Origin of the sequence: Kosakonia sp. H7A (assembly GCF_003028445.1) — a bacterium.
GTDB lineage: Bacteria > Pseudomonadota > Gammaproteobacteria > Enterobacterales > Enterobacteriaceae > Kosakonia > Kosakonia radicincitans.
On the sequence record NZ_PYTZ01000001.1, the window covers coordinates 478,586 to 491,616 of the forward strand.

Sequence of the window (13,031 nt, forward strand, 5' to 3'; positions counted from 1 at the left end):
CCTCTTTCGTTAGCCCAGCAACTGATGAATACGTTTCAGGCCAGCCACCAGACGATCCACCTCTTCTTGCGTATTGTACATGACCAGCGAAGCACGACACATCGCAGGCACATTGTAAAACGCCATCAGCGGCATCGCGCAATGATGCCCGGTACGAACGGCAATACCGTAATTGTCGAGGAAACTGCCGACATCATAAGCGTGATGTTTACCAAGGTTGAAGGCAATTACCCCCTGACGCTGCGCCGGGCCGTAGAGTGTTAAATCCGGCACCTCCGCCAGCGCCGCCAGCGCATAACGCATCAACGTCTGTTCGTACTCGCCAATCGCCTCAAGGCCCAATGCGGTCACATAATCGATCGCCGCACCCAGCCCGATAATCCCGCCAGTATTCGGCGTCCCGGCTTCAAACCGCCACGGCGCTTTCGCGTAGGTAGTGCCTTCCGTCAGGCTGACAGTGGCAATCATTGAACCACCACCTTCCCACGGCGGCATAGCCTGCAAAATATCCTCTTTGGCGTACAGCACGCCAATGCCGGTCGGGCCATACAGTTTATGCCCGGAGAAGACATAGAAATCGCAGTCCAGCGCCTGTACATCAACCGGGTGATGCATCACCGCCTGCGCGCCGTCCACCAGCACTTTCGCGCCCTGCTGATGCGCTAGCGCGATCATCTCCGCCACCGGGTTTTCCGTCCCCAGCACGTTAGAAACCTGGGTGATCGCCAGTAGCCGCGTGCGTACATCCAGCAGTGTCGGTAGCACCTCTAATTGCAGAGTGCCATCCTGATTAAGCGGGATCACACGCAACTGCGCCCCCACACGTTCACACAGCATCTGCCACGGCACGATGTTCGCATGGTGCTCCATCGCGCTGATGATGATATTGTCGCCGGCACGCACCTGGCTGTTGCCCCAGCTATTGGCAACCAGGTTGATCCCTTCCGTCGTACCGCGCACAAATACCAGCTCTTCCGGCAGACGCGCATTAAGAAACGCCGCAGCTTTCTCACGTACCTGTTCCATACGCTGCGTCGCTTCCGCGCTGAGGGTATGGATCCCCCGATGCACGGCAGCGTAACCGTGGCGATAAAACTCCGCTTCGGCATCAATGACCTGATTCGGTTTTTGCGCGCTGGCAGCGCTGTCGAGGTAAGCCAGCGGCGTTCCGTTCACTTCACGCAGCAGCACCGGAAAATCGGCGCGTACCGCGTTCACGGGAAAACTCATGCTACGCCCCCTGCCAGGCGCTGACTGATACGCGCCAGAACCTGTTGTTTTAACGCTTCGTCGCGAATCACTTCCGTCAGTTCAGCGGCAAAAGCATGGATGATCATTTTCTGCGCCGCCTGCTGGTTAATGCCGCGCGAGCGCAAATAAAACATCTGTTCATCATCAATACGGCCAACCGTTGCGCCATGACTGCACTTCACATCGTCAGCATAAATTTCCAGTTGCGGTTTGGTATCCACTTCCGCCAGACGTCCTAACAGCAGATTGTTGTTGGTCATCTGGCCGTCGGTTTTAATCGCGTGTTGCGCAACATTGATTAAACCGTTGAACACCGCCCGTCCTTTATCGCTGACAATAGTTTTATGTAACTGGCGGCTGTTGCAGTAGCCTTTGTTGTGCTCAAGCCAGGTGCGAGTGTCGCACACTTCCGATTTCACCGGCATCGCCAGGCTGTTGATATTAAGCTGCGTATTTTCACCATTCAGCTGCGTACTGGTGTTATGGCGCAGCACCAGGCCACCAAGCAGGAAGCTATGGCTGTCAGCCGCCGCATCGGCTCCCAGCAGAAGATCGTTATGCGCAAAGTGATAGCTTTGCGGGTTTTCAAATGCCAGTTTCACATGGTGCAAATGCGCATTCGCCGCCACATTCATCGTCAGACGCGAACCGGTAAAGTGCGGCTGTTCGCTGAGGCTGACATAGTGCTCATAAATCGTCGCTTCAGCACCCTGCGCCAGTTCGAGATGATGACGATAGTGCGCGGTGTTCATCTCTTCGCCTGCCAGCCCCTGCGTAATATGCATCAGCAGCAAGGGTTTCGCCGGGCGTTGATTGCGCGCGACCTGAATCCACGTCACGTTCTGCGCCAGGCTTTCAGTCAGGTGCAGGAACATCTCCGGTTGCACCGGCGCGGGCAGAGAATGGCGCGCGTCGCTGAACGTCACGTCAAAACCGGAACCAGCCGTTTCATCGCTTAACTCAGCGCTGAATTGCCCATCGACAAACACCAGCCTGATGGCATCTACCGGCAGCGCCAGCGCGTCACGCTGCGCGGTATTTACCGTGGCGCTCGCGCTAACAAACTGGCTGTTCAGTAAGCCATCGAGCGGGGTGTATTTCCAGTTCTCCTGTTTGCGCGTCGGCAGGCCTAAGCGCAACATTTGTTGCAAATGTTGTTGCGCCACTTCCGAGCGCGCGCCGCCCCGGGTTTCGAACAGGTGATGCCACTGTTGCAGCGCGTTACTGCTGTTCGGTAAGCCAGCCATAGCCCTGCTCCTCCAGTTGCTTAACCAGCGTGAAATCGCCAGATTTCACGATGCGCCCCTGATACAACACATGCACAAAGTCGGGTTTGATGTAATCAAGAATACGCTGGTAGTGCGTGACGATAATAAAAGCCCGTTTCTCATCGCGCAGGGCATTCACCCCTTCAGCAACGATTTTCAGCGCATCAATATCCAGCCCGGAGTCGGTTTCATCAAGAATGCAGAGATCCGGTTCCAGCACCGCCATTTGCAGAATGTCGTTACGCTTCTTCTCACCGCCAGAGAAGCCGACATTCACCGAACGGGTCAACAGATCTTCAGGCATCTTCAGCAGTTTGATTTTATCTTCCATCAGATCCTGGAAATCGAAGCGATCAAGCTCCTCTTTGCCGCGATATTTCCGCACTGCATTCAGTGCCGTCTGTAAAAAGAACTGATTGCTGACGCCGGGAATTTCTACCGGATACTGGAAGGCCATAAAGACGCCTTCACCGGCGCGATCTTCCGGTGACAACTCCAGCAAATCTTTGCCTTTAAACTCCACGCTGCCGCCGACGACTTCATAATCTTCACGCCCGGCGAGGGTTGCAGAGAGCGTACTTTTCCCGGAACCGTTCGGCCCCATGATGGCATGCACTTCACCAGGACGAACGTCCAGACTCAAACCGCGCAGGATTGCTTTATCTTCAACGCTTACCTGCAAATCTTTGATACTTAACATTTATTATCCTTTAATTCTTAACCGACGCTGTGTTCAAGGCTGATAGCCAGCAGTTTTTGCGCTTCAACGGCAAATTCCAGCGGCAACTCGGAGAAGACGTCTTTACAGAAACCGTTAACAATCATTGAGATAGCATCATCCTCGCTGATACCGCGTTGCAGGCAATAGAACAGTTGATCTTCACCAATGCGCGAGGTTGTGGCTTCGTGTTCAAGCTGGGCGCTGTTATTGCGGCATTCAACATACGGGAAGGTATGTGCACCGCAGTCCGGGCCGATCAGCATCGAATCGCACTGGGTAAAGTTGCGGGCATTCGTCGCTGTCGGCATGATTTTCACCAGCCCGCGATAGCTGTTCTGGCTATGCCCGGCCGAGATCCCTTTCGAAATAATGGTCGATTTGGTGTTCTTGCCGATGTGGATCATCTTGGTGCCGGTATCGGCCTGCTGATGCCCGCTGGTCAGCGCCACGGAGAAGAACTCGCCAATGGAGTTATCGCCGCGCAGAATGCAGCTCGGATATTTCCACGTAATGGCCGAACCGGTTTCTGACTGCGTCCACGACATCTTGCTGTTTTCGCCTTCGCACAGCGCGCGCTTGGTGACGAAGTTAAGAATGCCGCCGGTGTTGTTGTCGCCGGGGAACCAGTTCTGCACTGTGGAGTATTTCACTTCGGCATCTTTGTGGATGATCACTTCCACTACCGCCGCGTGGAGCTGGTAGCTGTCGCGCACCGGCGCGGAGCAACCTTCGATATAGCTGACGTAACTGCCTTCATCGGCCACCAGAATAGTGCGTTCGAACTGGCCGGTTTTCTCCGCATTGATACGGAAATAGGTGGACAGCTCCATCGGGCAACGCACGCCTTTCGGGATATAAATGAACGTGCCATCGGAGGCGACAGCAGCATTCAGCGCGGCGAAGAAGTTATCGTTCGACGGCACAACTGTGCCGAGGTATTTTTTCACCAGCTCCGGATGATCGTGGATAGCCTCACCGAACGAGCAGAAAATAATGCCCTGCTCCGACAGTTTCTCGCGGTAAGTGGTAGCAACGGAAACCGAGTCGAAAATGGCGTCTACCGCCACTTCTTTCCCTTCACGCACGGGTACGCCCAGCTGGTTAAACGCGGCTTCCACTTCATCGGTCAGATAGGCATTCGCGCCCGTCTGTTGCACTGCACCCGGCTGCGAGGCGCAAGTGTCATCGCAATTACCGCAGGACGGGGCCGAATAGTAGCTGTAGTCCTGATAGTTCAGCTTGTCATAGTGCGCTTTCAGCCAGTGCGGCTCTTCCATTTCAAGCCAGGCGCGAAAGGCACTCAGGCGGAACTCCAGCATCCACTCCGGCTCGTTACGTTTCGCCGAGATCGCCCGCACGACATCTTCATTGATGCCTTTCGCCAGCTCATCGGTGGTTAATTGCGTGAAGAACCCCTCTTTATAATTGAGGTTACCGGTCCAGATTTTGACATCGTCAGTTGCTTCAGTATTACGAGACATAGTACCGCCTATACCCCAAAGCTTTCGCCACAGCCGCATTCATGCTGGGCTTTCGGGTTATGAAATTTGAAGATCTGATTTAACCCTTCACGTACATAATCCACTTCCGTGCCGTCAATAAAGGGCATCGCCTGAAGCGGAACGTAAAGGCGCGCGCCTTCGGATTCGTACAGCAAATCGTCAGCATTCGGTTCCGTCACGGTATCCAGCACATAACCAAAGCCCGCGCAGCCGGTCTGCTTAATGCCGAGCCGCACGCCCAGCACGCCGGCCTGTTTGCTGGCCAGCGTACGAATATGTTCAGCAGCGGCAGGCGTCATGGTCAGCCCGCGCCACGCAAAATCTTCCGGATTAAATGATTCCATCGCATTACCTCACATCACCAGATTCGAAGGGCTTGATGCTATGTTAGTGATAATAATTCTCACTTCAACCTCTTTCCCGCAGGGTTATTCCCCCGGTAGCCCCTTTTTTGGCTGTTGCTATAAGCATAGACGTTGCTGAAAGGCATTACAGATAAGTGAAAAATTGTTTAATAAATTGATAAATAATGACTTTAAATAGCCAGCCGCAGACAGTCCGGTGAAAAAGATAAGATGTATAGGCAATACCTATTTTTGAGATAGGATCGAAAAAAAACGTCGCATTAAAAACGTAGTGGATTATCAAAAAGTTATCGGCATCACCGAACTGACGCACAGACTCCACTTTTCCCCCTTCATCTTCGACAATCGCCATAAAATCCATAGTGGTATGAACATAAATCGCGATGGAAGAGACGGCGCCATTTCCGGGAACGCATTGCTCACGGCTTAAGACGTTTCTCTGCAATTAGGATTTTCTCAGCCGACGTGGCGAAAATATCTCCTGTAAGATATCGCCTGGTTTAAATCCGGGCAGCGCCCTGCAAACATGGAGAGAGTTAATGAAGGCAACGATGTCATATTTAGATACCGGTTCAGGATTTCCCGTTTTACTCGGCCACAGTTATCTGTTCGATAAATCGATGTGGTCACCGCAGATTGAAGCTCTGGCTAAACAGTTTCGCGTGATAGCGCCGGATTTATGGGGCCACGGCGATTCTCCCGCCCTGCCCGCATCAACAACGTCGCTGGCGGATCTGGCCGCCGATCATCTGGCGCTGATGGATGCGTTGCAGATTGAGGAGTTCGCGGTGATGGGGTTGTCCGTTGGCGGCATGTGGGGAGCCGAACTGGCCGCTGCCGCGCCGCAGCGGGTAAAAGCGTTAATGCTGTTTGATACTTTTATCGGTGATGAAACCAGTGAAGCGCGCGAGCGCTACTTTGGCATGCTCAACGCCATTGACACCGCCGGTTTCATTCCGCCCGCGATGCTGGATTACATTGTCGGGCAATTTTATTCGCAGCATGCCGCACCGGCGGATGTCCAGCGGCTCACCGCGTATCTCTCTTCACTCACAGCGGAACAACTGTGCGGCAGTATCGTTCCGCTCGGTAAACAGATTTTTGGCCGCCCGGACAGGCTGTCAGTGCTGGATTCCATTCGTTGTCCGACACACGTTGCCACCGGTGAACTGGATCTGCCGAGGCCGCCGGTCGAAGGTCGTCTGATGGCAGAAAAACTGGGCTGCGATTTCACGCTGATCCCGAATGCTGCGCATATCAGCAACCGCGAAAATCCCGGGGAAGTGCTGAGCTTGATTGAGAATTTCCTCTCCAGACATTTATAACCTCCGTGATACTCCACTCCCCGCCGATGGAGAGTGGAGATCGCACGGTAAGTACACCGGTTTTAGTTCCACGCACTTTTTTTGACGTACAGCAATACCGTATAAAAATACCGTGACCAAATTTTGTTATTTTCGGGGCTCATCACACTTGTTGTTTGCATACGAAATTCATTAATCGCAAATTTGAAAAAGTTTATTACGCTTTCTGAGCAGATTTATCTCTTTAAGGCTTTGCCTCTCAAGGGTACGCAAACGTAAGAGTGATATTGCCTTAAAATGTCATTTTATTTTTACTCTCCGCTTTTCTGCGCCGATATACATATTAAAAATACATGTTTACGGACATCATCCATGACAGAAAAAAGATCAAAAAAAATGAACAACGGATCGCGCCGAGTGAGGCAGTAACAAGCCACCCTCCGGTCGAAAAGCGGTGATGTGCGCTAAAGTTTACACTTTTGGCAAATCATTCCGCAGGCGATAAGAACGCATTAATTTGCGTTGAGTCCACTTTCCTGTCCAAAAACAAGGAGATAAATAATACAAAACGCAAATCATTAGTTAATAAACCTGACACAATAAAAATACTTAAAACAAAAGGCCACCCTTATTTATAGATTTAAGCGATCATTTTAATAATAGTAATAGATACAGACTATCGAAAAGAGAGGATCGATCATTCAAAACAATTTTCAAAGATTATGATTAGTTGTGTAAAATTGAAAAATTATATAGTGGTTAGACCTGTTCTTGTGAGTGGGGAGCTGAATCAGGGATAATGAATATAAAAACACTCGAAATTGCGGACAAAAAACTTAGCGTTACTGCAGAGTTCAAACCCGTCATGCACCTTTCTGGAAAAACTATTTTCCGCTACGAAGTTCTTGCCAAAATTTATAATGCCAGCGATCGTTGGCTTTCAGTGGAACAATCCTTCGATATTCTTGAGAGAGAAACCATTAAAGCCATTAGCGATTTTTTGTTTGAGACCGTCTGCGAACTGCTGAAAATGAAAGAAGGCATCACGGTTTCATTCAAACTTCCCGCTCAGTTAATGAATGATATGGCGTACCTTGCCAGCCTTTACCAGCAGTGCGGGCATCATCACGTATCGCCGCAACGCATTGAGATTGAGATTGGCGAGTGGCTGACTGATATACCACAGACGCCTCGTCAGGCATTTTTACAGCAGGCGAGAACCTATGGTTTTATGCTCTCGTTAGATGATTTTGGCGCCCGGGATGAAGCCGCCGACAGTCTGCGGCTGTTTCGCTTTGACACAATTAAACTCGCGCGAACGCTGGTCTACGGAATTGCCGCCAGCCCGGCAAAATTATCAACACTTCACAATTTGATCGACAAGGTGATCCCGGCAGGCACACATGTAATTTGCGAGGGTGTGGAACGTTCATCCGACCTTGCTCTGCTCAGCCGCTACAGCCATATCGGCATCGAGGGGTACATTTTCTCTCCCCCGTTAACCTTCAGTCAGTTGCGGCTGCTGGAAGACTTTTAACCTTACTGCCCTGCGTCTTTACGCGTACAGATGATAGCTTTGTCATCCGTGTGTTTGCTGTCCGAAAAGAAGAAGGCTTTTTTACCGCTGGAGATCTGCGTGATGATGTTGATAGCGACCCAGTTGGTCTGGTTGTTCTGATCCTGACTGTCGGTATAAATCAGCGAGCGACCAGTATAATCGTCAGAGATATTGAACGGCTTCTCTTGCGGATTGGTATAGCGGTGGCCGTTAACGGTAAGCCCTTCAGGCTCAACAACAGCGGTATATTCATCGCAGGAGAGGTTGATACCAGCGGCGAACGAACATGCGGAAAAGAGAGTAAAACTGCTGACCACAATAAACCTGATCATAAGCATCCCGAGTCAATTTTAACGCAATGATAATACAGCGCCCCAAAGCCGGGACGCTGAGAAAAGAGATCAGTTATAGAGCGAAGGTTCACCGAGCGGACGGGTTTTGAAGCGGCGATGGATCCACAGATACTGTTCCGGCGCGCGCAAGATTTCGCGCTCAATCACTTTATTCATATAACTGGCTGCCGCAAACTCATCCTCGCCAGGATAATCATTTAATGCAGGACCAATATGCAATGAATAACCTGAGCCATCGGTTTTGCGCACCATCGTCACCGTCAGCATTTTAGCGCCCGACAGGCGCGAAAGTACAAACGTGCCGTTGGTAGTGGCGGCATTTTTCACCGAGAAGAATGGCGCGAAGGTACTGCCCTTGCGGCCATAATCCTGATCCGGCGCGAACCAGACAGCTTCACCCTGTTTTAACGCATTCACCAGCCCTTTCAGGTTACGGCGGTCGATCATATTTTTATTTGAACGCATACGTCCACGCGTCTGTACCCACTCCATCAGCGGGTTGTTGTGCGGGCGATAGGTGGCCATCATCGGCTGGCACAATCCCATCACGCGGCCGCCCAGCTCCAGCGACATGAAATGCACGCCGACAACCATCACGCCCTGCTCGCTGGCCTGCGCGGCCTGTAAATGCTGGTAACCTTCAACATCAAACCAGCGGCGCACGCGCTTATCTGACCAGAACCATGCCATGCCGGTTTCGATTAACCCCATACCCAGCGACATAAAGTTTTTGGCAATCAGCGCATCACGCAGCGCTTCGCTCATCACCGGAAAACAGAGTTCAAGATTACGGCGCGCAATACGTTCGCGACGCTTCAGAAAACGGCGGGAGTGATGTCCAAGCCCTGCGCCAAGGCGGGCCAAAACGGGATAAGGAAGTTGAACGAGCAGCCAGAGCAAAGCCAGGCCGACCCAGGTCACCCAGTGGCGCGGGTGTAAAAATGAGAGTTTAAACGATGTCATCACTGTTACCTTAAAGCCTAAATTCAGTAGCGCTTAAGGAGACAATGAATCACTTCATCAGGTCATTATGCGTTACAGCTATTCGCCGCGGCAGAAGGTGCCGAAACGGTACATCCAGTGCCACGCACTATAGCACGAAGCGTTAAAGGGAGATGGAGAGAATAATGAAGAAAAGGTGAATATTTTCGGCGGATTGCTTCCGCCGAAACTGGTCAGACAATTGCAGTGGTCAGACGGGATGAGCAGCAAAGCCGCGACTGTTCATCAAACAGATCGATTTGCCAGACCTGATGACGTCCGCCCGTATGTAGCGCACGGCAAACGCCGCGCACCCGGCCGCCGCGCACCGAACGCAAGTGGTTAGCATTCACCTCCAGCCCGACCACTTTTTGATCCCCTTCGGTGCATAAATAACCAGCCACCGAGCCAAGCGTCTCCGCCAGCACGACCGACGCACCGCCGTGCAGCAGGCCAAACGGCTGGTGCGTGCGTTCATCTACCGGCATGGAGGCTTCCAGCGCATCATCCGTGATGCGCTCAAAACGAATATCCAGCAGACCAACCATATTACCGTCGCCCATAGCATTGAGCGCTTCCAGCGTGACTGCACGTTTCCAGATCATCCCAGTATCTCCAGCAAAGCCTGTAATGGATGGCGCACCCCGTTACCCTCAACGCGCTTCACCTGGCTACGGCATGAGTAGCCGGTCGCCAGACAGCGGTTACGCGGCAGACGCTGTATCGCCTGGTGCCAGGAAAGCTCATAAATGCCCAGCGAACTGGCGTGGTTCTTCACTTCGTGGCCGTAAGTACCAGCCATACCGCAGCAGCCCACGCTGACATTTTCCAGCTTCGCGCCGAAACGAGCGAAGATCGTCGCCCACTGCCCCGTCGCGCCCGGCAATGCCGTCACTTCCGTACAGTGGCCAAACAGATACCACGGTTCACCGCTCACCGCGCGGGCCTCGACATGCTCCAGCGCCGCAGGCAACCACTCATGCACCAACTGAACATGGAAATCACCGCGCTTATCGCCCAGCGCCAGTTTGTACTCGTCGCGATAGCACAGCACCAGCGCCGGATCGACGCCCACCATCGGCATTCCCAGTTGTGCCACGCGATTGAGGAAATCGGCGGTCTTCTGCGCAGTTTTGGCAAAGCGATTGAGGAACCCTTTAATGTGTTGCGCCTTGCCGTTCGGCGAGAAAGGTAGCACCACCGGCTCAAAGCCGAGTTTCTCCACCAGCCGCACAAAGTCAGCCACCACCTGCGCATCGTAATAGCTGGTAAACGGATCCTGTACCACCAGCACCGTTTTCGCTTTCTGCGCCGCATTGAGCTGTTCAAGCTGCTCCAGCGTCATATTTGCCGTGCGGTGACCCACCATCTGACGCTGCAGGGAGGGCACCGACAGCAGCGGTAAATCGACCATGCCGATATGTTTGGCCGACAGCGAACGCACCCACGGCTGACTCATAAAGAAGTTAAACGTCTTCGGCGCCCGCGCCATCAGCGGCGCATAGCTTTCTACCGTAGCAACCAGATGATCGCGCACCGGGCGCAGATAACGGCTGTGATAAAGTTGCAGGAAGCGCGAACGGAATTCCGGCACATCGATTTTAATCGGACACTGCGTGGAGCAAGCTTTGCAGGCCAGGCAGCCGGACATCGCCTCTTTCACCTCGTGCGAGAAGTCATACTCACCACGCCGTGCATGCCAGCTGTTGCGGGTACGCTCAATCAATGTACGCAGGCTGGCGCGTTTCTCCGGCAGCTCTTTTTCCAGTTTCAGCGGATCAACACCACGATCCGCCAGCAAGCGCAGCCACTCACGTACCAGCGTCGCGCGCCCTTTCGGTGAATGGATTCGGTTGGCAGAAATCTTCATCGACGGGCACATCGGGCTTTTCACATCAAAGTTAAAGCACAGACCGTTACCGTTACACTCCATCGCCCCGCGCCATGAAGTGCGCACCGCAATAGGAATTTGCCGATCCAGAGTCCCGCGTTTCACGTCATCCACCTGTTTCATTGGCGCATCCACGCCCTCCGGAGGACAAATTTTACCGGGATTCAGGCGATTCTCAGGATCGAATGCCGCTTTGATTTTTCGCAGCTCGCCATAAAGCTGAGCGCCGAAAAAGGCCGGGCTGTACTCGGCGCGGAACCCTTTCCCGTGTTCCCCCCATAGCAGACCGCCATATTTCGCCGTCAGCGCCACCACCTCATCAGAGATGGATTTCATCAATACTTCTTGCTGCGGATCGCACATGTCCAGCGCCGGACGCACGTGCAACACCCCAGCATCCACGTGACCAAACATGCCATAGCTCAGACCGTGGCTGTCCAGCAGCGCGCGGAACTCAACGATATAATCCGCCAGATGTTCCGGCGGTACGCAGGTATCTTCAGCAAACGGGATCGGTTTGGCCGCCCCTTTAGCGTTACCCAGCAGACCGACCGCTTTTTTACGCATCGCATAAATGCGCTCAATCCCGGCCAGTTCCTCGCAAAGCTGCCAGCCAATGACCCCGCCTTCACCGTTGGCCATCAGCGCATCCAGCCGCTGGCACAGCGCCGCGACCTGGCCGTCAATCAATTCCTGATCGTCACCAGCGAACTCAACAATATTCAGGCCGAGCAGCGTTTTATCCGGCACATCGGTAATCAGCTCTTTTACTGAATGCCAGACGATATCTTCCCGTGCCAGGTTCAGGACTTTCGAATCCACGGTCTCTACCGACAGCGCGCGCGCTTCCACCATAAACGGCGCATTGCGCAAGGCGGAATCAAACGAGTCATATTTGACGTTCACCAGGCGACGCACTTTCGGTAGCCGGGTGATGTCGAGCCGCGCTTCGGTGATAAACGCCAGCGTTCCTTCCGACCCGGTTAACACGCGGGTAAGATCGAACTCTGTCATCTCATCATTAAAGACGTGACGCAGGTCGTAGCCGGTCAGGAAACGGTTCAGTTTCGGAAATTTATCGAGGATCAACTGGCGATTGTCGCGGCAGCGTTCAAGTACGGTTTTGTAGACGCGACCAATTGCCGTGTTGGCCTTGCCCAGCGTTTCCGCCAACACCACCGGCATCGCCTGCGTGTCGAGAATATCACCGCCCAGTAGCACCGCGCGCACGCCCAAAACGTGATCGGAGGTTTTACCGTATACCAGTGAACCCTGACCAGAAGCATCGGTGTTGATCATTCCGCCGAGCGTCGCGCGGTTACTGGTGGAGAGCTCCGGCGCGAAAAAGAACCCGTAAGGTTTCAGGAACTGGTTAAGCTGATCCTTAATGACGCCCGCTTCAACACGCACCCAGCCCTCTTCAGGGTTGATCTCCATGATGCGGTTCATATAGCGGGACATATCGACAATGATGCCCTGGTTCAGTGCCTGTCCATTGGTGCCGGTGCCGCCGCCGCGCGGCGTAAACACCAGCGTGCGGAAGCGTTCTTCCGCCGCCAGACGGGTTATCAGTGCAACATCGGATGTTGAACGGGGAAAAACGACTGCATCGGGTAATAACTGGTAAATACTGTTGTCTGTCGCCATCGTCAGCCTGTCGGCATAATTCGTGGCGGTATCACCTGTAAAACCTTGCTGCTCCAGTGCTTGCAAAAAATTCAGCACCAGCTGAACAACGCCGGGTGCCTGGGAAATCTGTGGGATCATTATGCTTGACCCTGCCTGATGGTGAGTGTTGTGAATAGTTAATCGTTTGCTTTAAGCATGCATCGTTGTA

The 13,031-nt window shown here is 53.1% G+C and carries 12 protein-coding genes; 2 read left to right on the forward strand and 10 right to left on the reverse strand.

Annotation, left to right across the window (positions count from 1 at the left end):
* Nucleotides 1-9: 9 nt before the first annotated feature.
* From sufS to CWM66_RS02160, 6 genes are all read right to left on the reverse strand, one after another.
* Nucleotides 10-1,230, reverse strand: coding sequence for a cysteine desulfurase SufS (sufS, locus tag CWM66_RS02135; protein WP_071920692.1), 1,221 nt, complete (start codon nucleotides 1,228-1,230; stop codon nucleotides 10-12).
* Nucleotides 1,227-2,498 (reverse strand): Fe-S cluster assembly protein SufD, encoded by a 1,272-nt coding sequence (gene sufD / locus CWM66_RS02140; protein ID WP_079518016.1) that lies wholly within the window; start codon nucleotides 2,496-2,498, stop codon nucleotides 1,227-1,229. The genes sufS and sufD overlap by 4 nt, the downstream gene beginning before the upstream one ends.
* Complete coding sequence (gene sufC / locus CWM66_RS02145; RefSeq protein ID WP_007374741.1) at nucleotides 2,473-3,219, reverse strand: Fe-S cluster assembly ATPase SufC; 747 nt, start codon at nucleotides 3,217-3,219, stop codon at nucleotides 2,473-2,475. Before sufC ends, sufD begins: the two co-directional genes overlap by 26 nt.
* A 17-nt stretch (nucleotides 3,220-3,236) precedes the next feature.
* Nucleotides 3,237-4,721: a Fe-S cluster assembly protein SufB gene (sufB, locus tag CWM66_RS02150; protein WP_043953738.1), complete on the reverse strand. Its 1,485-nt coding sequence runs from the start codon at nucleotides 4,719-4,721 to the stop codon at nucleotides 3,237-3,239.
* An 8-nt stretch (nucleotides 4,722-4,729) separates the two neighbouring features.
* Nucleotides 4,730-5,086 (reverse strand): Fe-S cluster assembly scaffold SufA, encoded by a 357-nt coding sequence (sufA, locus tag CWM66_RS02155; RefSeq protein ID WP_007374739.1) that lies wholly within the window; start codon nucleotides 5,084-5,086, stop codon nucleotides 4,730-4,732.
* A 145-nt stretch (nucleotides 5,087-5,231) separates the two neighbouring features.
* Nucleotides 5,232-5,552 (reverse strand): hypothetical protein, encoded by a 321-nt coding sequence (locus tag CWM66_RS02160; RefSeq protein ID WP_146159918.1) that lies wholly within the window; start codon nucleotides 5,550-5,552, stop codon nucleotides 5,232-5,234.
* A 94-nt stretch (nucleotides 5,553-5,646) separates the two neighbouring features.
* Between CWM66_RS02160 and CWM66_RS02165 the strand changes: the two genes are divergently transcribed.
* Complete coding sequence (locus tag CWM66_RS02165; protein ID WP_107146196.1) at nucleotides 5,647-6,432, forward strand: alpha/beta fold hydrolase; 786 nt, start codon at nucleotides 5,647-5,649, stop codon at nucleotides 6,430-6,432.
* 778 nt (nucleotides 6,433-7,210) lie between these two features.
* Nucleotides 7,211-7,948, forward strand: coding sequence for an EAL domain-containing protein (locus CWM66_RS02170; protein WP_107146197.1), 738 nt, complete (start codon nucleotides 7,211-7,213; stop codon nucleotides 7,946-7,948).
* A 2-nt stretch (nucleotides 7,949-7,950) separates the two neighbouring features.
* On the opposite strand, the gene CWM66_RS02175 is transcribed toward CWM66_RS02170, so the two are convergent.
* From CWM66_RS02175 to CWM66_RS02190, 4 genes are all read right to left on the reverse strand, one after another.
* Entirely contained in the window at nucleotides 7,951-8,301 is a 351-nt protein-coding gene (locus tag CWM66_RS02175) for a hypothetical protein (protein ID WP_233218349.1), read from the reverse strand.
* Between the two features lie 69 nt (nucleotides 8,302-8,370).
* Nucleotides 8,371-9,285, reverse strand: a complete 915-nt coding sequence (gene lpxP, locus CWM66_RS02180) for a kdo(2)-lipid IV(A) palmitoleoyltransferase (RefSeq protein ID WP_007374733.1) — start codon at nucleotides 9,283-9,285, stop codon at nucleotides 8,371-8,373.
* 212 nt (nucleotides 9,286-9,497) lie between these two features.
* A complete protein-coding gene (menI, locus tag CWM66_RS02185; RefSeq protein ID WP_107146199.1) occupies nucleotides 9,498-9,908 on the reverse strand; it encodes a 1,4-dihydroxy-2-naphthoyl-CoA hydrolase in 411 nt (136 codons plus the stop codon).
* On the reverse strand, nucleotides 9,905-12,961 hold the full coding sequence (locus CWM66_RS02190; protein ID WP_107146200.1) for an FAD-binding and (Fe-S)-binding domain-containing protein: 3,057 nt from the start codon (nucleotides 12,959-12,961) through the stop codon (nucleotides 9,905-9,907). Before CWM66_RS02190 ends, menI begins: the two co-directional genes overlap by 4 nt.
* Nucleotides 12,962-13,031: the final 70 nt, after the last annotated feature.

Coding starts and splice junctions, on each gene's coding strand:
- sufS (WP_071920692.1), bottom strand. CDS start 1,230: ATGAGTTTTCCCGTGAACGCGGTACGCGCCGATTTTCCGGTGCTGCTG.
- sufD (WP_079518016.1), bottom strand. CDS start 2,498: ATGGCTGGCTTACCGAACAGCAGTAACGCGCTGCAACAGTGGCATCAC.
- sufC (WP_007374741.1), bottom strand. CDS start 3,219: ATGTTAAGTATCAAAGATTTGCAGGTAAGCGTTGAAGATAAAGCAATC.
- sufB (WP_043953738.1), bottom strand. CDS start 4,721: ATGTCTCGTAATACTGAAGCAACTGACGATGTCAAAATCTGGACCGGT.
- sufA (WP_007374739.1), bottom strand. CDS start 5,086: ATGGAATCATTTAATCCGGAAGATTTTGCGTGGCGCGGGCTGACCATG.
- CWM66_RS02165 (WP_107146196.1), top strand. CDS start 5,647: ATGAAGGCAACGATGTCATATTTAGATACCGGTTCAGGATTTCCCGTT.
- CWM66_RS02170 (WP_107146197.1), top strand. CDS start 7,211: ATGAATATAAAAACACTCGAAATTGCGGACAAAAAACTTAGCGTTACT.
- CWM66_RS02175 (WP_233218349.1), bottom strand. CDS start 8,301: ATGATCAGGTTTATTGTGGTCAGCAGTTTTACTCTCTTTTCCGCATGT.
- lpxP (WP_007374733.1), bottom strand. CDS start 9,285: ATGACATCGTTTAAACTCTCATTTTTACACCCGCGCCACTGGGTGACC.
- menI (WP_107146199.1), bottom strand. CDS start 9,908: ATGATCTGGAAACGTGCAGTCACGCTGGAAGCGCTCAATGCTATGGGC.
- CWM66_RS02190 (WP_107146200.1), bottom strand. CDS start 12,961: ATGATCCCACAGATTTCCCAGGCACCCGGCGTTGTTCAGCTGGTGCTG.